The organism is Natrialba magadii ATCC 43099 (assembly GCF_000025625.1).
GTDB classification, from domain to species: Archaea; Halobacteriota; Halobacteria; order Halobacteriales; family Natrialbaceae; genus Natrialba; species Natrialba magadii.
The window spans coordinates 1,383,644-1,410,092 of sequence record NC_013922.1 but is presented as its reverse complement, the minus strand read 5'-3'; the positions used below and the strand labels follow the sequence as shown (position 1 = coordinate 1,410,092).

The window sequence follows — 26,449 nt, the reverse complement described above, 5'->3', positions numbered from 1 at the left end:
AAATGATCGAAGCACTTGACATCGTACTGCAGAACGGAGAGGCAATGAGTCCAGAAGCAGCAGAGAATCTCTCGGTCGGCTACGCCGAGGCCGCAGCAGCAATCGCAGTCGGTCTGGCAGCACTCGCAGCTGGCTACGCAGAGCGCGGTATCGGCGCTGCTGCAGTCGGCGCGATCGCCGAGGACGACGACATGTTCGTCCCGGGCCTGATCATGACCGTTCTTCCTGAGACGCTCGTGATTCTGGCACTGGTCGTCGTCTTCATCGTCGGATAACCCCGTCCCCCTTCTCTTACAATGAGTTTGGACACAGTCGTAGAAGACATTCGAGATGAGGCCCACGCGCGTGCGGAGGACATCCGCGACGAGGGTGAGGCTCGCGCCGAGGAGATCGAATCGGCAGCCGAGGCTGATGCCGAGGAGATCCGCGAGTCGGCCGAGACGGAGGCCGACCGTGAGATCGAGCAGTTGCGCGAACAGCGACTCTCCAGCGCCAAGCTGGAGGCGAAACAAAAGCGCCTGGAGGCCCGCCGCGACGTCCTCGGTGACGTCCGCGAGGAAGTCGAGGGCGAACTCACCGCACTCGAGGGCGACACGCGTGAAGAGCTCACCCGTGCACTCCTCGACGCTGCGAGCACGGAGTTCGATGAGGATAACGACGTCAGCGTCTACGGTCGTGCAGACGACCAGGACCTGATCGAGTCGATCCTCGACGACTACGATGGCTACGAGTTCGCCGGCGAATACGACTGTCTCGGCGGCGTCGTCGTCGAGAGCGAACAGTCCCGTGTTCGCGTCAACAACACGTTCGACTCGGTACTCGAGGACGTGTGGGAAGACAACCTCCGGGAGATCAGCAACCAACTCTTCGAGCAATGAGTCTAGGTGCCTCGAATCCGGAATACGTGAACGCTCGCGTTCGGTCGCGCCGAGCCTCGCTGTTCGCGGACGAAGATTATCGGAAGCTGATCCGGATGGGGCCGAGTGAAATCGCGCGGTTCATGGAGGAAACGGAGTACGAACGGGAGGTTAACGCGCTCGGAACGCGCTTTTCGGGTGTCGACCTGATCGAGTACGCCTTGAACCGCAACCTCGCAAAGCACTTCGAGGACCTCCTCGACTGGTCCGAGGGGCGACTGTACGACCTCGTCTCTCGGTACCTGCGGAAGTTCGACGTCATGAACCTGAAGACGATCATCCGCGGGATCTACACCGAGACCGACCCCGAGGAGGTCCAGACCGACCTCATCCGCGCCGGTGAACTCGACGACCGGACGATCGATCGACTGCTCGAGGTCGATACGATCGAGGACGCGATCGAAGTGGTGTCGGGAACGATTTTCTACGAATCGCTCTCGGCCGCCCACGAGGAGTACGAAGAGACTGGCGCACTCGTGCCACTCGAGAACGCGCTGGATCGTGAGTTCTACGAGCACCTACTCGAGGACGTGAGTCGCTCGCCGGGGCGAACCCAGCCCCATGAGGGGCCGGAAGCACGGTACATCGAGTTCTTGCAGGCCGAGATCGACTTCCGGAACGCCCGGAACGCGCTGCGGCTCGCACGCAGTGGCGCGGATCTGGATCCGGCAGCCTACTACATCGAGGGCGGCGTGCTGTTCGATGCGTCGGATCTGAACCGACTCGTCGGCGACTATGACGCGCTCGTCGATCACATCGCCGAGAACAAGCGCTACGGCGACCGACTCTCGGGCGCACTGGGTCGACTGCGTGAGGCTGACAGCCTTATCCAGTTCGAGCACGCACTAGACGCTGCGTTGCTCCAGTACGCTGATACGCTCTCGAGTATCTACCCGGCCTCCGTGTCGGCCGTGCTGTCGTACATTCTCGCCAAGGAGCGCGAGGTCGAGAACATTCGCGCGATCGCACGGGGCCGAGAAGTCGGCCTGTCGGAGAGCGAGATCGAAGAGGAGTTGGTGATCCTATGAGCCAGGAAATTGCAGTCGTCGGCAGTCCGGAGTTCACCACTGGGTTCCGACTCGCGGGCGTTCGCCGATTCGAGAACGTCCCGGACGACGAGAAGGAGTCGGAGCTAGACGATGCCGTCACGACGGCGTTAGACGACGAGGATGTCGGTATCGTCGTGATGCACGACGACGACCTCGATCACCTCTCGCGAAACGTTCGCCAGAACGTCGAGACCAGCGTCGAGCCGGTCGTCGTGACGATCGGTAGCGGCACCGGTGGCGGCGGACTGCGCGACCAGATCAAACGCGCGATCGGTATCGACCTGATGGAAGAGGACGAGGAAGAAGACAGCGACAGCGAGTAACACTATGAGCCAGGCAGAAGACATCGAATCCGTCGATCAAGACGGTGTAATCGAAAGCGTGAGTGGTCCTGTCGTGACCGCCACGGACCTCGACGCCCGGATGAACGACGTCGTCTACGTCGGCGACGAAGGGCTGATGGGAGAGGTTATCGAAATCGAAGGGAACCTGACCACGATTCAGGTGTACGAGGAAACCTCCGGCGTCGGCCCGGGCGAACCCGTCCAGAACACGGGCGAACCGCTCAGCGTCGACCTCGGACCGGGTGTACTGGACGCCATCTACGACGGCGTGCAGCGTCCACTTGACGTCCTCGAGGAGAAGATGGGAACGGCCTTTTTGGACCGTGGGGTCGACGCCCCCGGGATTGACTTCGAGACGGAGTGGGAGTTTACGCCGACTGTCGATGTCGGCGACACCGTCGAAGCCGGCGATATCGTCGGTGAAGTCCCCGAAACGGAGAGCATCACCCACAAGGTGATGGTCCCGCCGGATTACGAGGGTGGCGAGATCGAATCGATCGAGAGCGGCGCGTTCACGGTCGACGAAGTCATCGCGGAGCTCTCCTCCGGCGAGGAGATCACGATGCACCAGGAGTGGCCCGTTCGACAGGCCCGCCCTGCTGACACGAAGGAAACGCCGACGGTCCCACTGGTCAGCGGACAGCGGATTCTCGACGGCCTCTTCCCAATCGCGAAGGGTGGGACTGCGGCGATTCCCGGTCCGTTCGGATCGGGCAAGACGGTCACTCAGCACCAGCTCGCCAAGTGGGCTGACGCGGACATCGTTGTCTACGTCGGCTGTGGTGAGCGTGGCAACGAGATGACCGAGGTTATCGAGGACTTCCCCGAACTGGAAGACCCGAAGACCGGCAAGCCGCTCATGTCTCGGACGTGTCTCATCGCGAACACGTCCAACATGCCCGTCGCAGCCCGTGAATCCTGTATTTACACTGGGATTACGATCGCGGAGTACTTCCGCGACATGGGCTACGACGTCGCGCTGATGGCCGACTCCACCTCCCGGTGGGCAGAGGCTATGCGTGAGATTTCGAGCCGACTCGAGGAGATGCCCGGCGAAGAGGGGTATCCCGCATATCTGGCCGCATCGCTCTCGGAGTTCTACGAGCGTGCTGGCAAGTTCCAGAACATCAACGACACCGAGGGATCGGTGACGGCGATCGGTGCCGTCTCGCCCCCTGGTGGTGACTTCTCCGAGCCGGTCACCCAGAACACCCTGCGTATCGTCAAGACGTTCTGGGCGCTGGACGCCGACCTTGCAGAGCGTCGGCACTTCCCATCGATTAACTGGAACGAGTCCTACTCGCTGTACCGCCAGCAGCTCGACCCGTGGTTCCGCGACAACGTCGCGGATGACTGGCCGGAGGTCCGTCAGTGGGCCGTCGACGTGCTGGACGAAGAGGACGAACTCCAGGAGATCGTCCAACTCGTCGGCAAGGACGCACTGCCTGAAGACCAGCAGCTGACGCTGGAAGTCGCACGCTATCTGCGTGAGGCGTGGCTACAGCAGAATGCGTTCCACGACGTCGACACCTACTGTGATCCGAAAAAGACCTACCGAATGCTGCTCGCGATCAAGACGTTCAACGACGAGGCATTCGATGCACTCGAAGCGGGTGTCCCTGTCGAAGAGATCACGGATGTCGATGCGACCCCGCGCCTGAACCGGATGAATACGTCCGATGAGTGGAACGAGTTCATCGACGAACTCGAATCGGAGCTCGAAGAACAGATTCGGAGCCTGTACTAATCATGAAAGAGTACCAGACAATCACTGAAATCAGCGGCCCGCTGGTGTTCGCCGAAGTTGACGAACCCGTCGGCTACGACGAAATTGTCGAGATCGAAACCGACGATGGACGAACGCTGCGCGGTCAGGTACTAGAATCGAGCGACGGACTCGTCTCGATCCAGGTGTTCGAAGGAACGGGCGGTATCGACCGCAACGCCTCCGTTCGATTCCTGGGTGAAACGATGAAGATGCCCGTGACGGAGGATCTGCTCGGTCGCGTCCTCGACGGTTCCGGCGAACCGATCGATGGCGGGCCGGAAATCGTTCCCGAGTCCCGTGAAGACATCGTCGGCGAAGCGATCAACCCCTTCTCCCGAGAGTATCCAGAGGAGTTCATCCAGACCGGTGTCTCCGGTATCGACGGGATGAACACCCTGGTCCGCGGCCAGAAGCTGCCGATCTTCTCGGGTTCCGGACTGCCTCACAACGAACTCGCACTCCAGATCGCTCGACAGGCGACGGTGCCTGAAGAGGAGGAAGCTGGCGACGACGAGGAGGGCTCCGAGTTCGCAGTTATCTTCGGTGCCATGGGGATTACCCAGGAAGAGGCAAACGAGTTCATGGACGACTTCGAGCGCACCGGTGCACTCGAGCGCTCCGTCGTCTTCATGAACCTCGCGGACGACCCCGCAGTCGAGCGGACAGTCACTCCGCGTCTCGCTCTGACGACGGCCGAGTATCTGGCCTTCGAGAAGGACTACCACGTTCTCGTTATCCTCACCGACATCACGAACTACTGTGAAGCGCTTCGTGAGATCGGTGCTGCACGTGAGGAGGTTCCGGGCCGGCGTGGCTATCCCGGATACATGTACACCGACCTGGCACAGCTCTACGAGCGTGCCGGTCGAATCGAGGGCCAGGAAGGGTCTGTAACGCAGATCCCGATCCTGACAATGCCGGGCGACGACGACACCCACCCGATTCCGGACCTGACTGGCTACATTACGGAAGGCCAGATTGTGATGGACCGGAACCTGAACAGCCAGGGTATCGAGCCGCCGGTCAACGTCCTGCCATCGCTCTCGCGACTGATGGACGACGGGATCGGTGAGGGTCTGACCCGCGAAGACCACGGCGACGTCTCCGACCAGATGTACGCCGCCTACGCAGAGGGTGAAGACCTGCGCGACCTCGTGAACATTGTCGGCCGCGAAGCGCTCAGCGAGCGGGACAACAAGTTCCTCGACTTCGCCGACCGCTTCGAGACGGAGTTCGTCCAGCAGGGCTACGACAACAACCGCTCCATTGAGGAGACGCTCGAACTCGGCTGGGACCTCCTCTCGGATCTCCCGAAGGAGGCACTCAACCGGATCGACGAGGACCTCATCGAAGAGCACTACCGCGAAGACGAGCCGGAAGCCGCCGAAGTCGAAGCCTAACGCGGCTCGATTCAGCCGGTAGCCGGTTTCTTTCTTGCAGTTTCTACTCCTCGATTCGTTCTTTGGTGTCGTGGTCGTGGTCGTGGTCGTGTTTTGGCCCAGTCGCTCGTGCTCCGTCTCGATCTGTCTCGAGATGCGTCTCAAGATACGTATCGAGTATCGTGACGAAAAGAACTGCCTCCATCGCAACAACCTTGGTCATTGTTGATTGAGAATAAGATGTATGCACAAGCCACTGCTCGTGACAGATTTTCTCGATCGAGCACGACGTCACTACAGTGACGAGGAGGCAGTTGTTTCGACCACTGGGGAGCGCTATACGTACGCCAAATTCGGTGATCGTGCGGACCGTTTCTCGGCAGTGCTCCAGGGCCGGGGCATCGAGAAGGGCGACCGGGTTGCGGTGCTCGACCCGAACACGCACTATCAGCTCGAGGCGGCCTACGGGACGATGCAACTTGGCGCGATCCACACGCCGCTCAACTATCGCCTGACGCCCGAGGACTACGCCTATATTCTCAATGACGCTGGTGTCGATGTGATTTACGCGGACTACGAGTACGCGGAGAAGATCGAGGCAATCCGCGAGGAGGTGCCGACGGAGACGTTCATCACGAACGATGTCGACGCGGTCGAGGCAGGCAGTGACTGGGAGTCGTTCGACGACCTGCTCGCCGAGGCGACCCCCGAGTACGACCGCCCCGAGATGACCGAAGACGAACTCATCACGATCAACTATACCTCCGGGACGACCGGTGATCCAAAAGGCGTCTGTCGGACCCACCGGAACGAGACGCTTCATGCCTACCTCATCTCGATTCATCAGGAGATCCGGGACGACGATGTCTATCTCTGGACGTTGCCGATGTTCCACGTCAACGGCTGGGGACACATCTACGCTATCACTGGAATGGGCGCGACACACGTCTGTACGCGCGGTGTCGACGCCGAGTCGATCATCGAGACGATCCAGGAAGAAGACGTCTCGTACCTCTGCGGTGCGCCAACGGTGCTAAATCTGCTAATCGACTATTACGAGGACGCCGCCGACGAACCCGAGATGCGCGGTGGGACCGACGTTCGCATCGCAACCGCAGGGAGTTCGCCGCCGGAGGCGACTATCCGCACCGTCGAAGACGAATTCGACTGGCGACTCAAACACGTCTACGGCGCGACCGAAACCGGGCCGCTGATCACGACCTCCGACGCACGACGTCACTTCGATGCCGACAGCGACGAGCGGTTCGCAATCAAGAAGCGACAGGGACTTGGCTTCCTCGGCACCGAGGTCCGCGTCGTCGACGAGGACGGGGCGGACGTGCCACGGGACAGTACGACCATCGGCGAGGTCGTCGTCCGCGGCAACCAGGTCATGGAACGGTACTGGAACAAACCCGACGCAACCGAGGAGGCGTTCTCCGACCGGATCGAGGGCTACTTCCACACGGGCGACCTCGGAACCGTCGACGAAAACGGATTGGTCGCGATCCAGGACCGCAAGAAAGACATCATCATCTCCGGTGGGGAGAACATCTCGAGTATCGAACTCGAGGACACCCTGTTTGATCATCCCGGGGTTTCGGACGTGGCGGTGATTCCGGCACCGAGCGAGCAGTGGGGCGAGACGCCGAAGGCGTTCGTCGTCCCGAACAGTGGCGATCCGAACGAACCCGGCGTTTCGACGGACGAGCTAGTGGAGTTCACCCGTGAGAACCTCGCGGGGTACAAGACAGTTCACCGGATCGAGTTCGTCAAGCAGTTGCCGACGACGGCGACAGGGAAGGTCCAGAAGTACGAACTGCGCGAGCAGGAGTGGGAGGACGAAGAGCAGATGGTCGGGCAAGGGTAGGCTGACCAGACCGACCAGACCGACCAGACCGACCAGACCGACCAGACCGACCAGACCGACCAGGGTCCGCCAGGGCTGAACCGATCACCTCTGGTGACTCCGACCCGGACCCGACTCGAGTCGACACTGATCGGGGCTACGGATCGCGCTCGAACTCCCAGCCGTTTCGTGGTTCGTCTGTTCCCGTTCGCGGATTGTTTCGATCGTCGTTTCGCTCAGCGCGTTCGCTGTGCGGCGACTGGATCCGTTCTCGCGGTTGGGTTCGGTGTTGCTCACCGTTCAGTCCGCCTCGCCGTTTTGCTTCTGCTTCGGCCTGTTCGCGGTCCATCACTGTCGGGTTCGACGTTTCGTCCGCGATCAGGAGGTAGAGTCCGACCGTGAACGCGAGCCCGACGAACAGTATGAGTATGAACGCAAATCCAGCGGCCATGGGTTTGATTCTAGCTCGTCGTGTGGAGCACAAAATATTTACTGACGGTCTCCGCAGTCCGGTACATGTTCGACGATCACGAGACTGCATCCGCGGCAGACAACGCCGCGACTACCGGCGGCAGCCACGGAACTGGCAGCGAGCAGAAGGGCTGTCTCAAGTGTGGCCACACGGAAACGGCGGTCGACGACATCTCGACGACCGGCACCGGCTTCTCGAAGTTCTTCGACATTCAGAATCGGCGCTTCCGGGTCGTCTCCTGTACCAACTGCGGCTACGCCGAACTCTACAAGGGCGGCAAGACCAACGATCTAACCGACCTCTTTCTGGGGTAATTGCCACTCTCTGTTTTGGCGAATCGGACCACACTCTGGCTCGCATTCGCGAACACCACTGTCAGGACGAGCGAACACAACTGTAAACAGTTATCCGACTGGGGGCGCAATCTCCCCACAACATGGCCAAGGACGTCAAGCCCACCCGCAAGAACCTGATGGAGATCGAGGATCGGATCGAACTCTCCGAACGCGGGCACGGGACACTCGAGAAGAAACGGGACGGGCTGATCATGGAATTCATGGACATCCTGGACAAGGCCCAGGACGTCCGCGGGGATCTGGCCGACGACTACGATCAGGCCCAGCGCAAGATCAACATGGCACGCGCCATGGAGGGTGACGTCGCCGTCCGCGGTGCTGCTGCCGCACTGCAGGAACACCCCGAGATCACCACCGAATCGAAGAACATTATGGGCGTCGTCGTCCCACAGATCGAATCTTCGCGCGTCTCAAAAAACCTCAGCGAGCGCGGCTACGGGATTATGGGGACCTCCGCGCGCATCGACGAGGCCGCCGAAGCCTACGAAGACCTGCTCGAGAGCATTATCCTCGCCGCAGAGGTCGAGACGGCGATGAAGAAGATGCTCCGCGAAATCGAGACGACCAAGCGCCGCGTCAACGCACTCGAGTTCAAACTCCTCCCAGATCTGTACAACAGCCAGGAGTACATCGAGCAGAAACTCGAGGAGCAAGAGCGTGAGGAGACCTTCCGCCTGAAGAAGATCAAGGAGAAGAAAGAACAGGAAGAGAAGGAAGCACGTGAGGCTGAGGCGGACGAAGACGAAATTGAAGAAGAGGATATGGAACCACCGGCGGCGGGCGGTGTGCCGGGGAACTGAGTGGGGCTGTAATTGCGGCTACGACCACGACCACGACCACGGCTACAACCACGGCTACAACCACAACTACACGAGACGATGACCTGTTCGGCGTGTGGCTCTCCAACTGTTCACTTCGCAGTACCGGCTGACTCCCGTAGCGTTCTCTCTACTGCCGGTTCCGTCTCCGTCGCGGACGACCACACGCACACCCTCGACTCCTGTACGTTCTGTACGCACTGTCTGGTACTCGAGTTCGACGACGATGCTGAAGCAGCTAGCCCGACGACGGACGGGTCCACTGCCCCCGATTTCTCGCGCGTCAGCGACGCGTTTCCGACGACTCCTGAACAGGCCGTTCCGCTGGCGCTTGCGATCGGACTCGCCGAGTCGCTGGCGATGAATCGGTCGGCGATCGAAACGTTCCTCCGGGATGTCGAGCGCGCTGGGGCTGACCCCCTGCTGGTGCTGGACCGACTCCAGCGTGATCCGTCGGTCGAGCCGGCGATCGATCTGGAGAGGCGACAGCATCAGTTCGAACAGGTGCTCTACTGAGGGTTGTAGCGCTGTAGCGCTGTAGCGATTGCTGTTGCGCTGTGTACTGTACTGTAACGTATTGTAGCGACGACGAACAAAGTAGCGTGCAACTGCAAACGCAACCGCCTCTGGCTGGCTACTTCGCCGTCGGCGTCATCGCATCGCTAACCGCCTGTTTCACCTGCAGCGCTGCACTCGCTGCGAGACCACGGGCGACCTCGTCGCGTTCGTCAGACGTGATGATCTCTTCGGAGACGTCCTCGAGATCAGGCGTGAACCCAGCGCTGACGGCGTGGCCGACCGGCGGGCGAACGGCGACGGTCACCTGCGGGCCAGTTGCGCCCGTCGAAACGTCGGCGTCGACCGCGTACTCGTTGGGCAGGAACTCACGAGTTCGAGCGGCGATCCGCGAAACATCGCGGTGTAACAGCCGTTTCTGGGAACTCGAGAGGTCGGGGACGTCGGCTGCGGCACGCTGGCCAGCAGCAGTCTCCCCTGGTAACCCTGCGTACGGCGTATTTCCGTTCATGAGAAGCGTATTGGGTAGCAATGGGCCGGCAGGTGAAAAGGGTTCGCCTTCACACAGTCGGTGAGAACGCCGATTGTGTCCGAACTCGTCTCAGCAGATCGGCTCGCTCTCGCCGTAGACCGCGAGCACGAGCGATGTGGTGTAGACGCCCGCCTCAGCCTGGCTGTGCTCGACAGCGACACTCGAGTCCCCGAACTCCCAGTCGCGCAGGTCCTGTCCAGCGGCGAGCCCCTCGAGAACGCGGTGTTCGACGTCGTCGGAGTCGGTTTCGTCTGCGACTTCGTAGAAGAGACCAGGTCCGCGGTCGGCGGATCGTGACCAGGCGAGGGCGGCGCTCACCTGGCCGGGGCCGGCAGTGGTCGCCCGCGCTTCGACGACGGTCAGTCGTTCGCCGGCGGGACCGAGGTTGGGTGCCGTGCCGACGGCTTCGACGTCGACATCGGCTGGAATCACGGAGGAGACGGCGACGAGGTTGTAGTTTTCGACGCCGGCGTCGGCGAGAGCGGCGTCGTAGGAGGCCATCTTGGTCGGGGCTGATGCGGAGCCCTGAACGATTCGGATCGTACTCATTGCTGTAGTCGGGTTCGGGGACGAACAGCGTAAGGACTTGCGATCCGCGGGAAAGACGGGACAGAACGCTTACTGGTAGAAGTAACCCGCAGAGGAGATGACGTCACTCGAGTCGTCGGCCTCGATTTTGTCGAAGGCGTCGACGAAGTCCTCGTGGTGGACCTCATCGCGCTCGTTGCGGATGGCGAACATGCCGGCTTCAGTAGCCAGGCTCTCGATTTCGGCACCGGAGTAGCCGTCCGTTTCGTCGGCCAGCTCGGCGAAGTCGACGCCGTCGGCGATGTTCATGCCGCGGGTGTGGATCTCGAGGATCTGCTCGCGACCGTCACGGTCTGGCTCGGGGACCTCGATGAGGCGGTCGAACCGACCGGGACGGAGGATCGCGCGGTCTAACATGTCGAAGCGGTTCGTGGCGGCGATGATGCGGATCTCTCCACGAGCCTCGAAGCCGTCCATTTCGGAGAGCAGTTGCATCATGGTGCGCTGGACCTCGGCGTCACCGGAGGTCTTGGACTCCGTTCGCGTCGTCGCGACGGCGTCGATCTCGTCGATGAAGATGATTGCCGGTTCGCGCTCGCGGGCGAGTTCGAAGAGGTCGCGGACGAGCCGCGAGCCTTCCCCGATGAACTTGCGCACGAGTTCGGAGCCGGCCATCTTGATGAAAGTGGCGTCGGTCTGGTTGGCGACGGCCTTCGCGAGCATCGTCTTCCCGGTGCCTGGCGGGCCGTGGAGCAAGACGCCACTCGGTGGGTCGATGCCGACTTCCTCGAAGCGTTCGGGTTCGATGAGTGGCTGTTCGACGGCCTCGCGGACCTCACGGACCTGCTCGTCGATGCCGCCGATATCCTCGTAGCCGACCTCGGGACGCTCAGTAATCTCCATCGCCTGTGCGCGCGCGTCGGTTTCCGTCTCCAGGATCGTCTGGATTGCAAAGGAGTCGTTGACGGCGACGCGGTCGCCGGCCTCGACGCGCTCTGCGATGCGCGGGGAGACCTCGGTGAGAACCTCCTGGTTGTTGCCGTGTTGTTTGACGACGACTTCGCCGTCGCCCACGACGTCCTCGACACTCGCGATGTACAGTGAGGAACTCTTGAGCGTCTCGTTCTCGCGCTCGACGCGGTCGACGCGCTCGCGCAGGTCCTCGCGGCGGTCGGTCGTCTGATCGAGCTGGCTCTCGAGTTGTTCGTTGACGTCAACGAGTTCCGCATAGTGCCCGCGAAGGGCCTCGAGCCGCTCGTCGGCGGGGAGATCAGGATCGATATCGCGGTGAGGTCGTTCGGGGAGAGACGGGCTTCGAGACATCTTGACGTGCACGGATAAGTCCCCGACGATAAATGTGCCTTTGGGTCCCGGAGGGATTTCGAAACAGGAGGACCGAATCGGCCTGCAATTGCTGATCAGCGCTCAGGAGAGCAGTTCTTCGAGTTCGTCCAGTCGCTCGCCGTAGGTCGCCAGTGCGCGGTCGATTGGTTCGGAACTGCTCATGTCGACGCCGGCAATCTGCAGGAGTTCGAGTGGGTACTCCCGGGAGCCCTGCTGGAGGAACTCGAGATAGTCGTCTGCGGCCTCGCGGTCTGGCTCGCCGCCCGCGCCGTCGGGCAGCACGTCCTCGACGATGGCGAGCGCGGCCGAGATGCCGGTCGCGTACTGGTAGACGTAGAACGCGCGGTAGAAGTGGGGAATGCGCATCCACTCACGAGCGATGCGGTCGTCAACCGCGGCCGGTTCGTAGTACGTCTCCTTGAGCCCACCGTAGAGTTCGTCGAGTCGGTCGGCCGTCAGGGGTTCGCCTTCCTCCTCCAGTCGGTGGGCCTCGTGTTCGAACTCGGCGAACAGCGTCTGGCGGTAGAGCGTCGAGCGCACACGCTCGAGGAACTCGTTCAGGACATGTTTCTTGAACTCCGGATCGTCGACGGTCTCGAGCAGGTGTGCCGTCAGCAGCGCCTCGTTGACCGTACTGGCGACCTCGGCAACGAAGATTTCGTAGCCCGAGTAGACGAACGGCTGTTCGTCTTTCGTCAGTTGGGAGTGCATCGAGTGGCCGAGTTCGTGGGCCAGCGTGTACATCGAGGCAATGTCGTCCTGGTAGTTCATCAGGATGAACGGCTGCGTGTCGTAGGTGCCACTCGAGTACGCCCCGGACTGTTTGCCCTCGTTCTCGTAGACGTCGACCCAGCGCGACTCGAGTCCTTCGGCGACGCGGGACTGGTACTCCTCGCCGAGCGGTTCGAGTGCGTCGACGACGTACTCGGCGGCCTGGTCGTACTCGACGTCGGGGCCCTCGTCGCCGGTCAGTGGCATGTAGAGGTCCCACATCTGCAGTTCGTCGACGTCGAGCGCCTGGCGCTTGAGGTCGGCGTGGTGGTGGAGTTTGTCGAGGTTGTCGTGGACGCTCTCGACGAGCGTGTCGTAGACCTCGACGGGAACGTTCGGGCCGTCGAGGGCCGCCTCGCGGGCGGTGTCGTAGTTTCGCGCCCGCGCAGTCTTTACGTCTGCCTTGACGCTGTTCTTGTACGCCGAGGCGACGGTGTTTCGCATCGACTCCCACTCGTCGAAGTATTCCTCGTAGACCTGCTGGCGGAACTCCCGGTCGGATCGCTTGAGCAGGTTCGTGAAGTTGCTCTGGGTGATTTCGATGGCCTCGCTCTCGCCCTCGCCCTCGCCCTCGCTCTCGGGATCGGGATCCTCAACGCTCGGGAACGACATATCCGCGTTCGAGAGCATGTTGTACACCTCGCCCGTTGCCCCGGTGACCTCGCTCAGGTCAGCGAGTAACTCCTCCACCTCCGCGGAGCGCGTGTGGGGCTTCATCCGGAGTACGTCGTCGACGTAGTGGTCGTACACCTCGAGTGCCGGCTCTGTCTCGACCAGGTCGTCGAACTCCTCGCGGGTCAACTCCTGCAGTTCGGGGTCGATGAACGACGCCGCGGACTGCGCATCGGCTGCGAGCGACTGCGCGCGAGCGGTCAGCGCCTGGTACTCCTGATTCGTCGTATCCTCGTCGCGGCGCATCCGCGCGTAGGCTGCCACCGTCGAGACGTCACGCATGACCGAATCGCGCAACTCGAGTACCGAGTGGAGCGTCTCGGCGTCGTCGGTGACCTGTCCCTCGTACGCCTGTAGCTCTTCGACGCGTTCGGCGACGTCTTCGTAGGCGTCCTGCCACTCGTCGTCGGTCGCGTAGACGCTCTCCAGATCCCAGGTATACTCCTCGTCGATGTCTGACCGTTCGGGAACGGAACTCATACACCCGGTTTCGGAACGAAGGTGGTAAAGGGTATCGAACGACGTGACCGGGGAGTGCCACCCGGCCGTGTGGCCCATCGGCGTTTTTGTCGCGTCGAGCGAATATGTGGGTATGACTGATGCTGACCGACAGCTGACTGGCGACGCCGTCGCCCGTGCAATCGGCCGCGCCTGGACGGACGACAGCGCCTGGGAACTCCTGACCGATCTCACCGAACTGCCGAACCGAATGGGCGGCTCGCCCGGCGAGCGCCGCGCGGCCGAACTGGTCCGCGAGTCGTTTACCGACGCAGGTCTCGACGACGCCCGAATCGACGAGTTCGATATGCAGTACTGGGAGCGCGGAACGTCAGAACTCACCGTCGAGACGAACTCGCTCTCGCGGCAGTTCGAGACGATCGCACTGCCGTACTCGCCCGCCGGCGACGTCGAGGGACGGCTCGTGGACGTGGGCTACGGTACACCCGCAGAGATCGACGCGGTCGACCTCGAGGGCGCGATTGCCGTCGCGAGCACGACGACGCCCGCAGACCGGCGGTTCGTCCACCGGATGGAGAAGTACGGCCACGCGGTCGAGGCCGGCGCGTCGGCGTTCGTCTTCGTCAATCACGTACCAGGCCAGCTGCCGCCGACGGGCTCGCTCCGATTCAACGAGGAGGGCGAGATTCCAGCCGTCGGCGTCAGTGCCGAGAGCGGCGACTGGCTAAGCGAGTATGCGAGCCGTGCGGAAGACGTTCGTGCCCATCTTCACGTCGACGCCCGGACCACCGATGGCACCAGTCAGAACGTCCACGCGACCCTCGGCTCCGACACTGATGATTTCGTCCTCGTCCTCGCCCACTACGACGCCCACGATATCGGCGAAGGCGCACTCGACAACGGCTGTGGCATCGCCACCGTCGCCGGCGCGGCCAGGATTCTCGCTGCGGTCGAGGGGGTACTCGAGTCCCAGGTCAGAATCGCGGGCGTCGGCTGCGAGGAAATCGGCCTGCTCGGTGCCGAGGCGCTTGCCGACGACCTCGACCCAGATTCGATTCGGGCAGTGGTCAACGTCGACGGCGCGGGCCGATTCCGTGACGTGCAAGTCTACTCGCACGCGTCGGAGGAACTCGAGGAACTCGCCGCGTCGGTCGCAGGTGGGGCCGGCCAGCCGGTCGTTCACGAGCCGGATCCGCACCCGTTCAGCGATCATTGGCCGTTCCTGCAGGCGGGCGTTCCCTCGGTACAGCTCCACAGCGAGCCGCCGAAGGGGAGCGACCGGGGACGCGGCTGGGGACACACGTCAGCCGATACGCGAGACAAGGTTGACCCGCGGAATCTCCGCGAGCACGCAATCTTGACGACGCTGCTGGTGTGGGAACTCACGCGAACGGACGTGGCGTCGATCGCGGTGGACGACCTGCGCGAGCGACTGGTCGAACAGGATTACGAGCCGGGGATGCGGGCAGCCGGAATTTGGCCGGTTGGGTGGACGTAGCATCGCAGACCGACCCGTTGCCGATCACCCTCGAAGCTCAACGTCCATCGCGGTGCGAACGACCCGTGCGATCCCGAGCATCGCGAGAAAACTCCCGACGAAGACGATCGCGACGAACAGAAAGATCCCGAGTCCGACCGCAGGCAGGTTCGGATGGGTGAGCAGCGGTGAAACGATAACTTGCGTGCCGAGGAAGACGATCACGATACCCATCGCAACGCGGATCGACGCCTGCCAGTACGCACCGTACTCCTCGGGGGACAGTTCCATACGCCGTGGTGAGAGTCCGACCATAAAAACGTCTCGTCATCGTGACCGTCACGGGTGCTGACCGATTCGCCGGCACCGTCGTCGTTCTGGATCGGCACACACAGCACACCACAGCACACCACAGCGCAGCCCTACCGCTCTCGTACACCTTCTACAACTCGCTCCGCCACACGCGCCCCCGTCACCCGCTTCCGTCGCCGCTGCTCGAACACCGCCCGCGCGCTCTCGGCTGCCTCCTCGTCGACGGCGAACTCGAGTACACCATACTCGACATCGGTCAGCACCAGCGGCTCGGGCGGTGCGGGCGCAATTCCCTCGTGGCCGGGCAGCGGGTCGGACTCGAGTGCCCGCTCGATCGTTTGCAGGTTGGCCTCGCCGGTTCCGACGTCCCGGGCGAGCGAGACGAGTCGGCGGACGAGTTCGCGACAGAAGCCGCCCGCGGTGACGGTCAGAATGCGGAAGTGCCCATCGCGGGTGGACTCGAGTACCGGCGAGCGCTCGGTGTTGTGGTCGTCGGGTGTGAGGTTGTGGAAGTCGTGGGGGCCGGAGAGGGCGTCGCAGGCGGCCTGGAAGCGGTCGTCGTCGACGGTGTGGGCCGTGACGGGAGTACCAGCGTGGTCCTCATCGGTGTCGCTGGCGGGCGGTGCGTCGTCGTTGGCGGGCGGTGCGTACAGATAATAGGTGTACTCGCGCTCGCGTGCGTGGTGTGTTGCGTGAAACTCGTCAGGCGCGTCGGCGGCCGCCCAGGCGCGGATGTCGGCCGGCAGTTCGCCGTTGAACGCCCGCGGAGTGAGCCAGTCGGGGGCCTCGAAGGCGACGGTCTGTGCGAGCGCAGAGACGCCAGCGTCGGTGCGGCCGGCGGCGGCGTAGCCGGCGGGTTTGTCTGCGTCGGGTGCGAGAACGTCGAGCGCGCGCAGCGCGTCGAACATCGCGTCCTCGACGGTCGGCACGTCGGGCTGGCGCTGGAAGCCGTAGTAGCCGGTGCCGTCGTAGGCGAGTCGAAACGCGCGCATCGGTGGTGACTCGAGAAAGTCACTCGAGTGTGTTAGCGTCGTCGAATACGCGAGCGACCAGCGAACCGAATTTATTTCAACCATTGTGGACATAATTTCGACATGCACCGCCCGTCCTTTCCCTCCCGACGTTCCAGACGAGCGTTCCTCAGCGGAACGGCCGTTGCTGGAACGGCCGCTCTGGCTGGGTGCACCACGCTGTACCACGTGCTTCCGGACCGAATCGTCTATGCTCGCACCCGACGGCGGGATATTCCCGAGGTTCCGCCGGCCGTCGAGACGACCGATGTACACGTCCGCGAGACGGCCGACCAGATCGCCGAACATGCCGACGCTGCCCTCGCTGCCTGGGACCGACTGGACGACCCGTCCGAGCAGCCGCCAGTCACCAGTGCCAACATCGAATCGGCCGACGAGTTCGCCACAGAAGCGCCGACGAAACCGCCCGTGGTCAGCACTGTCGAATCCTCGGGTTTGCACCTCCATCAGGCAGCACAGGGTGATGCCTACACCCGTGCCGTTCTGGACGAGTTCGACGACGACCCAACCGCGGGCGTCGACGACGGACTCGAGACGGTGACGGAACTGGCGAGCCAGTTCGAGTACGAGACCGCAGCGCCCGAAACGTTTCTCGCCTATGGCAAGTCGATCGAGTACAGCCTGCACCAGGCGGAGTCCGGTCTTTCGAGACGGAGAGACGCCGAGATCGACGGCGAGGACCGTTCGGATCGCGCTGAACAGATCGCAGCGGTGTACAGCGGCGTCCAGCGAAGCCGATTGCGCGTCCGTGACGCGAAGGCCTACCGCGAGGCGCTCCGCGAGCGTGATTCCGGTAGCGACCCGATCGGGAACGCACTCGCCGAGCGGCGGGACGAACTCGAGGGCCGGATCGATGATCTGCTTGCCACCCGCGAGGAGTGGGGTGACCGATTCGACGCCGACGAGTTCGAGGGCGAACGACGCGACGTCCGCAGCGCGTTGTACTCGCGCTCGGCCAGTGGTGAGTCGGCCCTCCAGCGTGTCACGCGATACCTCAACGACGGATACGAGGTGTACGGGACCGTCACGCTCGCAGATGTGTGGCTCCGACTCACGGCGGCGCGTGACGAATGGGAACGGTTCGAGACCGACGAGACAGACGAACTCGACGCCGTCGTGATCGACGAGGCGAAGCGAGACGCAGTGAGTCGACTCGAGGACCTGCTTGTGACCGATCCCGAACCGCTAACGCGGTTGTTCTGTTCGGAGGCGCGAACGCTGGTGTCCGTCGGTGATCGGGATCAGGATATCGATGCAGGAGAGATGGACGAGGACCAACGTTGGAGCCTCGCCAACGGCTACGCCCGGTACATGCTCGCGAGAGGGATGCTCGACCGTATCCCCGAGGCGGTCGACCTCCTGACCGGCGACAGGAGTTGACCCCGTGAGTCGGTCCTGGACGACGCCGACCCGCGTTTTATACGCCCGCAAGCGCCAGTTTCGGTATGAGCCGTCCAGTGTTGTTCGATACGGACCCCGGCTGTGACGACGCCGTCGCGATTACGCTAGCTCTCGCCAGCGACGACCTCGAGGTCGTTGGCCTCTCGACGGCCCACGGAAACACCACGGTCGAGAACACGACTGCGAACGCCCGATCAATTCTCGAACTCGTCGACCGGACAGACGTTCCCGTCGCGAGGGGCGCAGACTGCCCGTTGACCGTCGACCTCGAGACGGCCGAGCACATCCACGGCCCCGACGGCATCCTTGGAGACCTGCCGGAGCCAACTGCTGCAACCGAGCCCGTCGACGCCCCTGGCGCCCAGTTCATCGTCGAACAGGCACGCGAGCACGCTGGCGACCTCACGCTCGTCGCCATCGCACCGCTGACGAACGTCGCTCTCGCCCTCGCGCTGGAGCCCGACCTGCCAGAGCTGCTCGACGAGCTCGTCGTCATGGGCGGGGCCGCCTTCGGGCAGGGGAACGTCACCCCGCTCGCGGAGGCGAATTTCCACTCCGATCCCCACGCGGCCCATCGCGTCGTGCGAGACCTCTCGCCGACCATCGTTGGCCTGGATGTCACCAGAGGTGCAACCTTCCCGCCGGACCGCCTCCCAGCGCTCTCGCGGGACGGACAACTCGAGTGGACCATCCGTCAGTGGCTCACCTACTACGACGAGGAGCAACTGGCGCGCTACGACATCGAGTCGGCTGCGATCCACGACGCGCTCGTTGTCGCCTGGCTGCTCGACGATGGGATTCTCGAGATCGAACCCTGCGCTATGCGCGTTGGAACCGACAACGACCTCGCACGCGGCGCGCTCGTTTGTGATGCACGCGGCGTCACCGAGCGCCCGCCGAACGGTTACGTCGCGACCGCCGTCGATACCGCACGGTTTCGGTCGGTTCTCGGCGAGGGACTCGAGTTCCTGTTGCAGTAGTCCACACCGACAAGAATAGTTATATCTGTTACATTAGCTCGGCATCTATATTTCGTTTCGTAACAAGCGGCTGGTAGGGCCGCTGCTATTTGTTACCAAGAGCACACGATTTATATCGGTGTAGTTACCATACTGTGCCATGACGGTGGTACGGTTCGACAACGGGAAGCGTGTTGTCAAGCGGTGGGACCAGGTGTTCACAGCGGTTGCAGCGGAACCGAGACGGCAGGTCATTATCGCCTTATTAGATCAGGGGCCCGACCAGTCCGTTGCGTTACCGGCGGCGGCGATTAACCCGAACGTTCCCGTCGACCCGACGACGCTTCGACAGCAACTGGTGCACAAACACCTGCCGTTGCTCGCCGACCTCGGGTTCGTCGAGTGGGAGTCGGACCCGCTGCGTGCGGTCCGTGGAGACCGCTTCGACGAGGTCGCAGTCGTCTTCACCACGCTCCACGAGGCAGCGTCAGACGTTCCCGACTCGCTGGTCGTCGGCTGCCAGCGACTCGAGTACGAACGACAGCACCCAGAGTCCGGCAGCGAGTGAATCGAGGCGTCGTGCTAGCGGTCGTCGCCCATTTCGGGATGAATGCGTTCCCAGTCGCTGGGGACGACCGGGCCGTCGAGTAGCGGATCGTCCGTCTCGGTCATCCAGTCGACGAGGTCGTCCCGAAGTCGGGTACGGACATCGTCAACGTCCCGGCTCCCATGCTGGTCGGGAGTGTCCACTGTATCGGGCGTGTCCGCCAGTAGAAGATTCTCCTGCTCGAGCGGGTCGGCCTCGAGGTCGTACAGTTCCTCGTAGGCGCGCTGATCGCCGGTGAACTCCTCGCGCATCTCCCGGCCGGCGGCGCTGCAGTAGATATCCGTCGTCATGTAGACGTGGGGGAGGTGCCAGAAGTTGCGGACGTACTTCCAGCGCTCCGTCCGGATCGCCCGCATCGGATTGTAGCGGTCGTGCCAGGTCATGCCGGCGAAGATGCGGTCACGGGGCTCGTAGTCGCCGCGGTCACTGTCTTCGCTATTTTCCTCGCGCTTCTCGCGCTTGTCACCCTCGTCGCCCGCGTCATCCGTGTCATCCGCGTCACCTGCGTTGCCCTCGTCGCCCGCGTCATCCGTGTCACCTGCGTTGCCCTCGTCGCCCGCGTCATCCGTGTCACCTGCGTTGCCCTCGTCGCCCGCGTCATCCGTGTCACCTGCGTTGCCCTCGTCGCCCGCGTCATCCGTGTCACCTGCGTTGCCCTCGTCGCCCGCGTCACCCGCGTCACCCGCGTTGCCCTCGTCGCCCTCGTCGCCCGCGTCACCGAACAACAGCGGCGTGAACCGTTCCCCGGCAAGCTGCGTCTCCGGCACCGGTGCGTCGGCAACCGCGATGAGTGTCGCGAACACGTCGACGTTGCTGATGAGATCGTCAACCGTCTGGCCACCGTCAATTCGTGATGGATAGCGCATGAGCAACGCCGCCTCGATCCCCGGATCGAAGCAACACCCCTTCGCACGCGGCATCGCCAGCCCGTGCTCGGTCGTAAAGACGACCAGCGTCTCGTCTGCGACACCTGCCTCGTCGAGCGCCTCGAGTACCGTCCCCGTCGCTTCGTCTAACGCGTTCAACATCCCGTTGATCTCGGCGATATCCGACCGAATGCCGGGCCTGTCCGGCAGGAACTCGAGTGGGGCCACGTCCTCGGGGGCCGGCGCGTCGTACCGGTCGCCCTCGAAGCCGAAGCCACCGTTTTCCTCGACGCGGTGGAGTTCGAAGAAGCCGACCGAGGCGAAGAACGGGTCGCCGAGACCGTCGGACTCGAGTACGGATGCGAACTCGTCTGCGACGGCGTTCGCGCGGGCGGTTTCGTGGACGGCCGGCGACGCCTCGACGGTCAGGGGCTGTTCGGTGTGAATGTGGTCGTAGCCGAGCTGGTCGGGGTACTCGGTGATGTGCTGGAGGCCGAAGAGGTGGGTTTCGTAGCCAGCATCGCAGAGCAGGTCCGGGAGGACGCGCTCGTCGGGGCCGAGCTCCCAGTCGGCGTGCGCGAGGCCGAGCATACCGTTCTGGTGGGGGTGGCGGCCAGTGAACAGACTCGCCCGGCTCGGCGAGCACTGGGGTGCGGTGACGAAGTGCCGGTCGAACCGGATGCCGTCGGTGGCAAGACTGTCGATGTGGGGTGTCTCCACGTCGACACCGTAACAGCCCAGATACGTCCCGAGGTCGTGGCAGTGGACGAGAACGATGTTCGGCCGGTCGTTGGTCATGCGGATGAGATACAGTGAGCAACTGAGTAAGCGTTTGGTCGCGACACGGGCCTTGACATCCTCCCCGCCCTGAACAGTAGTTGCCGATTCAACGCGGACAGCCGAACGTAACTGGTTGATCAACCGATTTGGATTGCAGCGCTCCAACGATCTATGCGACACAGCGAGGAAGGGCACGAAGAAACGCCGCTGTCGGCGGCGTTTCTGAGCGTTGCCACTCGGTTACGACGTTCTGACCGATCATCTCGGTCGGACAGATCTTCCTCTAGCCGTAATCGGTCACATCGACGAATTTTCTGAAGACACGTGTCGAGATTGGCGGTTTCTCCGGGACAGCACCAGCTGAGACAAGCACATTTGCGAGGATCCACAGATTGTACATCGAAACCGCGAACAGGAAGTAGAACAGTCGCACCGAGAACGTCGGCGATGACGTTCTCGGGAGAAAGTCTCCGATCTGGCGGTAGGAAGTCTCAATTCCCCAGCGGCGGCGAAACGCCGCCGCGTACGCTCTCGCCGCCTCAGGCTCAAGGTCGAGATTCGTAACGAACCAGACGTGCTCGTCCTCGGTTGACCGATGTGGCACAGCAAACACAGTCACTGCAACTGAAGCGGTTGGCTTACGTTTCCGTTGCACGAGATACTCGTCAACGACCGTCTCAGCGCCGGCGCTGAGACGGGCTTTCATCCCCTTACTCGGGCGTGCACGGACGATATAATCGACGTCGAGCTGTTCGAGTTCCGCAACGACGTGGACCTGGTAGAAGCCTCTGTCGAGGTAGACGTGTCTAATCGAGACATACTCTTGTGCCGTTTCCAGCAACGAGCGAACGGCTTCGCGCTTTTCGCGGAAACCGTTCGCCTCCAGCGCCAGCACGTCGAGCGTGAATCGCGTTCCCGGTGCGACGATACAGATCGTCGCAAAACAGTACGTTCGATTGGTTCCTTGATCGGGATAGGTGATCAGGACGTGGTCAGTGTCTGCATCGCCGTAAAACCGCCATTCGTGGAGATCGATCGCAACATCAACACAGTCAGGCAAGAGCCGTTGTTTCCGAAGAATCTCGAAGAGATCGTCGCGGACGCCATCGAACTGACCGTCGATAGCGTCCGCTTCCAAGTTCCGAAGATGGTAGAGCAGTGATTTTGCGAGCCCGTTGCGAGCCGTCGACGTAATGTCGACGGGTTCGCCATGATCGAGTTGGCACGTTTTTCCAGCAGTGTTAGCGAACTCTTGTTCAAAGGCGACACGAGAGAGGACTTTCTCGAAGTCCTCTCTCGTATAGCTCCCACAAGGTTTGATTCCGAAATCGAGTGCTGGATAAACCACGGTAGATGCGGCGCGACAGACTTGTTTTGCTTCGGTTGTCTTGACCATAGCCACCCTACCAGCAACGCCGAAAATTAGGTTCGGCGTCTACTGTGAAGGGCGGGGCTTTCTCCTTGCACTTCCGTAAGTATTTCTTACAGCTGAATGTATCCGAATCCGATACGTCGTGTGTGGCATCACGATATCGTGAATCACCTGCACGTTCCGGGCTGGTAGCCTTCCCCACGTGTGGCGGAGCATTGTCAACCATGGCGGAGGAATCAGCAGCCGAGTCTAACGGACGTGAATCGGAGTCACATTCAACAGCCAGGAACGTGGTTCTCGTCGTACTCGATACGGCACGTGCGAGGAGTGTCGGCGAGTGGCCGACCACGGACGCAAGTTCGAACGATCCAGCCGAAGACGACCCAGACGAGCGCCACGATCCGACCCAACCAACACCGACGCTGTGTCGGCTCGCCGAAACTGGCACCGTTTTCGAGAACGCGTTTGCGACGGCTCCGTGGACACTTCCCTCCCACGGCTCGATGTTCACCGGCCTGTATGCCTCCGAACACGGCACGCACGGCGGGCACACGTTCCTCGATCCGGAACTTCGAACGCTTCCCGAGGCGTTCGCCGACGCCGGCTACGAGACCGTCGGTATCTCGAACAACACCTGGATAACCGAGGAGTTCGGCTTTGACCGCGGTTTCGACGACCTCCGGAAAGGATGGCAGTACATCCAGTCCGACGCCGACATGGGGGCCGTCGTCCGGGGTGAGGATCTGCGCGAAAAGCTCCAGGCGACCCGGAACCGACTGTTCGACGGCAATCCCGTCGTCAACGCGGCGAACATCCTCTACAGCGAAGTCCTGCAGCCATCGGGTGACGACGGTGCCGCCCGCTCTGCGGACTGGGTCGACGGCTGGCTCGGCGACCGCGACGACGACAAGCCGTTCTTCCTCTTCTGTAACTTCATCGAACCCCACGTCGAGTACGACCCGCCGCAAGAGTACGCAGAACGCTTCCTCCCCGAGGACGCGACCTACGAGGAGGCGACCGCGATCAGACAGGACCCCCGCGCCTACGATTGCGAGGACTACGAAATCACCGAGCGTGAGTTCGAACTGCTCCGTGGCCTCTACCGCGCCGAACTCGCCTACGCCGACGCCCAGGTTGGTCGTCTCCGGGAGGCACTCGAGTCCCACGGCGAATGGGAGGATACCCTCTTCGTGGTCTGTGGCGACCACGGCGAGCATATCGGCGAACACGATTTCTTCGGCCACCAGTACAACCTGTACGATACGTTGATCAACGTGCCGCTGGTCTGTCACGGGGGGCCGTTTACTGACGCCGATTTCGAGTCCGGAAGTGGAACCGAAACTGGAACTGAATCCGGAACCACCACTGACGATGTGACGGGTACCCACCGCGACGACCTCGTCCAACTGCTCGACCTGCCGCTCACACTCCTCGACGCCGTCGGTGTTTCTGATCCCGAACTGCGGGAACAGGGAAGCGGGCGCTCACTCCACCCCGCGTCGGACGACGATCCGAGAGACGCTGTCTTCGCCGAGTACGTCGCCCCACAGCCGTCGATCGACCGGCTCGAAGCCCGATTCGGCGATATTCCGGACCGCGTCCGCGAGTTCGACCGCCGACTTCGTGCGATTCGGACACACGAGTACAAGTACGTCCGTGGCGACGACGGCTTCGAACGGCTCCATCACGTCCCGACCGATCCAGCCGAGCAGTCGAACCTCGTCCAGGCCGAACCCGACACCGTCAGCGCGCTCCAGGAGCAACTCGAGGAGCGCTTCGATCCGCTGGCCGAGTCGGAACCCGACTCGACGGACGAGGTGGCGATGCGAGAGGGGACGAAAGAGCGACTGGCTGATCTCGGTTATCTGTAAGCGCGTGGCTGGGGCTGGACTGCTGTTCCTGACACGTCACACGTCCCGCGGACGCGGACGCGGATGTGGACGCGGACGCGGATGTGGACGCGGACGCGGACCGATCCCGACTTGAGTAGCGCTGTGCAGTTTCGACCCGACTAGCGCTGTCAACTTTCGACTCCGGAAACTCGAGTCCGCTCGTTGTGCCTGCAACGCCGTTTTGCCGCTCGCGCTAGAATCGTGGGCTGTGACTGTTTGCGCGCCCGCCCAACTGAATCGCACCCAGAGCACCCCCACTGGATCGTCACCGTTACCGCACGACTCGTGAAATGGCTGCGAACGAACACAGCACCGAGACGGAGGCGGGGGAACGCGGCTTCGGAACCTTCTTCCGAAACTACACGAAGACGTGGATCCATACCGTCGCAACAGTCGGTCTCACCGCCTTCGGAACGCTGACGTTCGTTCACCGCTGGTTCGCCGCCCTCGCCTTCGCCTCGTACCTCCTTCCTCCAATCGTTCTCTACATCCGCTGGCGCAGACAGGCCGGTGACCTGGACGTCTTCTCGGGGCACTCGAGTCCGTCCCAGACTGAGCCCAAAACGGAGGGCGAGCAGACTGAACCCGAAGCGGCGACCGCGCAGGCAGCGAAAGACTCGTCAACGTCGACGACGCCCGATGGTCGGCAGCCTCCTGCTGACCAGTTCGACGACGATCGATCCGACGAACCCGAGCAGACACCGGTGGAAGTGCGAGACGGGGCAGTTGCGGCTGAGACGGAAGCTGGATCGACTGCGATGTCCGACTCTGACGCTGCGACTGCTGACAGCAGGACTGTAACTGCTGACAAGCGGGTCGAAAGTACTGACGACGACAGACCGGACGAGACCGAACAGTGGGTGCTCCCGTCGGTTCCGACGGCAGCGACACTGCACGACGTGGTCGTCACTGACACTGGTCGCGGCTACGCAGTCGGTGACGACGGCGTCGTTCTCGCTGAGGCCGACGAGTGGACGACCGTTCTCGAGGACGGCCCTGGTGCCGCCGGGAACGATCTCGTCGGTGTCGACGCAACAGACGACGGCGACGCGGTCTGGGTCGCTGGCGACAGCGGCACAGTGGGGCGACTCGAGACGGACACGGGTCGCCACACCGATCACACGGCACCGCGGGATATCACAAATAACTGGCTCGGGCTCGCCGTCGGCGGCTCGGCCGGCGAGGAGACGGTCCTGCTCGTCAATGGGTCGGGGAACGTCGTCCGTGGGCAGTACCGCGACGGTGACGTGACGTGGAACGAACCGGTCACACCCGGCAGCGGCTCGAGTCTGAGCGGTGTGGCGTTAGCCGACCCCACGACGGGGTATTGCTGCGATACGAACGACGGTGTCTTCGAAACAGCTGATGGCGGCCAATCGTTCGAACGGATCGGAATCGAGGGTGCGGATGGAACGCTGACCGACGTTGCGGTGCGAGCCGTGATGGATGCAGATGATGAAAACCCTGACGCCGGATCACAGTCATCGGTCCTTCTCAGCGCCGACGATGGCGTTGTCCACCGCTATGACGGCACGAACTGGACACCAGAGCGAGTGTCCTCGACAACACTGACCGGAATCGCCCGCGAAGGGAACCGGACAGTGGCCTGCGACGATGACGGCTCGCTTTTCGAGCGCGCGTCGACAGCATCGTGGTCGACGGTCGACGCCGATGGAACGCTGGAATCCGCCGAGATCGGCGCCCTACACGCCGTTGCGATCGGTTCCGGTCGGTGTCTCGCAGTGGGGACTGGTGGAATGATCGTCCAACAGGACGCATATGACAACCCAAAAATTAGTAACGGATGACAATCTAGTCGCGTTCGGACAAGCACGCCCGCAGACGTTCATAGCCGAAATCGCAACCGGGCGCAGCGAACGAACTGGTTAGCTGGCTGGTAAGCACTGCGTATTCAGGCTCAACCGCTTTTTTCGAAGGGACTGAAGGGACTATTGTCGTACCGGCGTGAACGCGGGGG

The 26,449-nt window shown here is 62.6% G+C and carries 26 protein-coding genes; 16 read left to right on the top strand and 10 right to left on the bottom strand.

The window, feature by feature from the left end; all coding sequences use genetic code 11:
* The first annotated feature begins 2 nt into the window (after positions 1-2).
* The 6 genes from NMAG_RS06610 to NMAG_RS06585 are packed head-to-tail and all read left to right on the top strand — an operon-like array spanning position 3 to position 5,478.
* Positions 3-275 (top strand): hypothetical protein, encoded by a 273-nt coding sequence (locus tag NMAG_RS06610; RefSeq protein WP_004268043.1) that lies wholly within the window; start codon positions 3-5, stop codon positions 273-275.
* A 21-nt stretch (positions 276-296) separates the two neighbouring features.
* Positions 297-878: a V-type ATP synthase subunit E gene (locus NMAG_RS06605; protein ID WP_004268041.1), complete on the top strand. Its 582-nt coding sequence runs from the start codon at positions 297-299 to the stop codon at positions 876-878.
* Positions 875-1,945, top strand: a complete 1,071-nt coding sequence (locus NMAG_RS06600; RefSeq protein ID WP_004268039.1) for a V-type ATP synthase subunit C — start codon at positions 875-877, stop codon at positions 1,943-1,945. Before NMAG_RS06605 ends, NMAG_RS06600 begins: the two co-directional genes overlap by 4 nt.
* Positions 1,942-2,289: a V-type ATP synthase subunit F gene (locus tag NMAG_RS06595; protein WP_004268038.1), complete on the top strand. Its 348-nt coding sequence runs from the start codon at positions 1,942-1,944 to the stop codon at positions 2,287-2,289. The genes NMAG_RS06600 and NMAG_RS06595 overlap by 4 nt, the downstream gene beginning before the upstream one ends.
* 4 nt (positions 2,290-2,293) lie before the next feature.
* The gene (locus NMAG_RS06590) at positions 2,294-4,057 is read left to right on the top strand and encodes an ATP synthase subunit A (RefSeq protein ID WP_004268037.1); all 1,764 of its coding nucleotides are present in this window, start codon (positions 2,294-2,296) and stop codon (positions 4,055-4,057) included.
* 2 nt (positions 4,058-4,059) lie between these two features.
* Positions 4,060-5,478, top strand: a complete 1,419-nt coding sequence (locus tag NMAG_RS06585) for an ATP synthase subunit B (RefSeq protein WP_004268036.1) — start codon at positions 4,060-4,062, stop codon at positions 5,476-5,478.
* A 43-nt stretch (positions 5,479-5,521) separates the two neighbouring features.
* Here the strand turns inward: NMAG_RS06585 and NMAG_RS22005 are convergent, their stop codons facing one another.
* Positions 5,522-5,680, bottom strand: a complete 159-nt coding sequence (locus tag NMAG_RS22005; RefSeq protein ID WP_160165670.1) for a hypothetical protein — start codon at positions 5,678-5,680, stop codon at positions 5,522-5,524.
* A 21-nt stretch (positions 5,681-5,701) separates the two neighbouring features.
* Here NMAG_RS22005 and NMAG_RS06580 point away from each other — a divergent pair, with 21 nt between their 5' ends.
* Positions 5,702-7,327, top strand: a complete 1,626-nt coding sequence (locus tag NMAG_RS06580; RefSeq protein ID WP_004268035.1) for a long-chain-fatty-acid--CoA ligase — start codon at positions 5,702-5,704, stop codon at positions 7,325-7,327.
* A gap of 136 nt (positions 7,328-7,463) precedes the next feature.
* On the opposite strand, the gene NMAG_RS06575 is transcribed toward NMAG_RS06580, so the two are convergent.
* A complete protein-coding gene (locus NMAG_RS06575) occupies positions 7,464-7,757 on the bottom strand; it encodes a hypothetical protein (RefSeq protein WP_004268034.1) in 294 nt (97 codons plus the stop codon).
* 65 nt (positions 7,758-7,822) lie between these two features.
* Here NMAG_RS06575 and NMAG_RS06570 point away from each other — a divergent pair, with 65 nt between their 5' ends.
* The 3 genes from NMAG_RS06570 (at position 7,823) to NMAG_RS06560 (ending at position 9,468) form a co-directional block, all read left to right on the top strand.
* Positions 7,823-8,092 (top strand): zinc ribbon domain-containing protein, encoded by a 270-nt coding sequence (locus NMAG_RS06570; protein ID WP_004268032.1) that lies wholly within the window; start codon positions 7,823-7,825, stop codon positions 8,090-8,092.
* A 122-nt stretch (positions 8,093-8,214) separates the two neighbouring features.
* Positions 8,215-8,934 carry a V-type ATP synthase subunit D gene (locus NMAG_RS06565; protein WP_004268030.1) on the top strand — a complete coding sequence of 240 codons (720 nt, stop codon included), beginning with the start codon at positions 8,215-8,217 and terminating at the stop codon, positions 8,932-8,934.
* Between the two features lie 78 nt (positions 8,935-9,012).
* Positions 9,013-9,468: a DUF6276 family protein gene (locus NMAG_RS06560; RefSeq protein ID WP_004268029.1), complete on the top strand. Its 456-nt coding sequence runs from the start codon at positions 9,013-9,015 to the stop codon at positions 9,466-9,468.
* 118 nt (positions 9,469-9,586) lie between these two features.
* Here the strand turns inward: NMAG_RS06560 and NMAG_RS06555 are convergent, their stop codons facing one another.
* From NMAG_RS06555 to pepF, 4 genes are all read right to left on the bottom strand, one after another.
* Positions 9,587-9,979 (bottom strand): DUF5811 family protein, encoded by a 393-nt coding sequence (locus tag NMAG_RS06555; protein WP_004268027.1) that lies wholly within the window; start codon positions 9,977-9,979, stop codon positions 9,587-9,589.
* A gap of 90 nt (positions 9,980-10,069) precedes the next feature.
* Entirely contained in the window at positions 10,070-10,549 is a 480-nt protein-coding gene (locus NMAG_RS06550) for a pyruvoyl-dependent arginine decarboxylase (RefSeq protein WP_004268026.1), read from the bottom strand.
* Positions 10,550-10,618: 69 nt separating this feature from the next.
* Positions 10,619-11,851 (bottom strand): proteasome-activating nucleotidase Pan2, encoded by a 1,233-nt coding sequence (gene pan2 / locus NMAG_RS06545; protein ID WP_004268024.1) that lies wholly within the window; start codon positions 11,849-11,851, stop codon positions 10,619-10,621.
* 102 nt (positions 11,852-11,953) lie between these two features.
* A complete protein-coding gene (pepF, locus tag NMAG_RS06540; RefSeq protein WP_004268023.1) occupies positions 11,954-13,795 on the bottom strand; it encodes an oligoendopeptidase F in 1,842 nt (613 codons plus the stop codon).
* Positions 13,796-13,907: 112 nt separating this feature from the next.
* Here pepF and NMAG_RS06535 point away from each other — a divergent pair, with 112 nt between their 5' ends.
* Positions 13,908-15,272 (top strand): M28 family peptidase, encoded by a 1,365-nt coding sequence (locus tag NMAG_RS06535; protein ID WP_004268020.1) that lies wholly within the window; start codon positions 13,908-13,910, stop codon positions 15,270-15,272.
* A 24-nt stretch (positions 15,273-15,296) separates the two neighbouring features.
* On the opposite strand, the gene NMAG_RS06530 is transcribed toward NMAG_RS06535, so the two are convergent.
* Together NMAG_RS06530 and truA are read right to left on the bottom strand one after the other, a co-directional pair.
* A complete protein-coding gene (locus NMAG_RS06530; RefSeq protein WP_004268018.1) occupies positions 15,297-15,542 on the bottom strand; it encodes a hypothetical protein in 246 nt (81 codons plus the stop codon).
* A gap of 131 nt (positions 15,543-15,673) precedes the next feature.
* Positions 15,674-16,555 carry a tRNA pseudouridine(38-40) synthase TruA gene (gene truA / locus NMAG_RS06525; protein WP_012996511.1) on the bottom strand — a complete coding sequence of 294 codons (882 nt, stop codon included), beginning with the start codon at positions 16,553-16,555 and terminating at the stop codon, positions 15,674-15,676.
* 207 nt (positions 16,556-16,762) lie between these two features.
* Between truA and NMAG_RS06520 the strand changes: the two genes are divergently transcribed.
* From NMAG_RS06520 to NMAG_RS06510, 3 genes are all read left to right on the top strand, one after another.
* On the top strand, positions 16,763-17,974 hold the full coding sequence (locus NMAG_RS06520; protein ID WP_004268015.1) for a hypothetical protein: 1,212 nt from the start codon (positions 16,763-16,765) through the stop codon (positions 17,972-17,974).
* Positions 17,975-18,039: 65 nt separating this feature from the next.
* Positions 18,040-18,975, top strand: a complete 936-nt coding sequence (locus NMAG_RS06515) for a nucleoside hydrolase (protein ID WP_004268013.1) — start codon at positions 18,040-18,042, stop codon at positions 18,973-18,975.
* Between the two features lie 139 nt (positions 18,976-19,114).
* Entirely contained in the window at positions 19,115-19,522 is a 408-nt protein-coding gene (locus NMAG_RS06510; protein ID WP_004268012.1) for a hypothetical protein, read from the top strand.
* A gap of 14 nt (positions 19,523-19,536) precedes the next feature.
* Here NMAG_RS06510 and NMAG_RS22430 read toward each other — a convergent pair whose 3' ends face one another.
* Together NMAG_RS22430 and NMAG_RS06500 are read right to left on the bottom strand one after the other, a co-directional pair.
* On the bottom strand, positions 19,537-21,225 hold the full coding sequence (locus tag NMAG_RS22430) for a sulfatase family protein (protein ID WP_237076821.1): 1,689 nt from the start codon (positions 21,223-21,225) through the stop codon (positions 19,537-19,539).
* Positions 21,226-21,490: 265 nt separating this feature from the next.
* A complete protein-coding gene (locus NMAG_RS06500) occupies positions 21,491-22,603 on the bottom strand; it encodes a transposase (protein ID WP_004268010.1) in 1,113 nt (370 codons plus the stop codon).
* 200 nt (positions 22,604-22,803) lie between these two features.
* Between NMAG_RS06500 and NMAG_RS06495 the strand changes: the two genes are divergently transcribed.
* Together NMAG_RS06495 and NMAG_RS06490 are read left to right on the top strand one after the other, a co-directional pair.
* Positions 22,804-24,450: a sulfatase-like hydrolase/transferase gene (locus NMAG_RS06495; RefSeq protein ID WP_012996508.1), complete on the top strand. Its 1,647-nt coding sequence runs from the start codon at positions 22,804-22,806 to the stop codon at positions 24,448-24,450.
* 311 nt (positions 24,451-24,761) lie between these two features.
* On the top strand, positions 24,762-26,279 hold the full coding sequence (locus NMAG_RS06490; RefSeq protein WP_004268008.1) for a WD40/YVTN/BNR-like repeat-containing protein: 1,518 nt from the start codon (positions 24,762-24,764) through the stop codon (positions 26,277-26,279).
* Positions 26,280-26,449 lie beyond the last annotated feature (170 nt).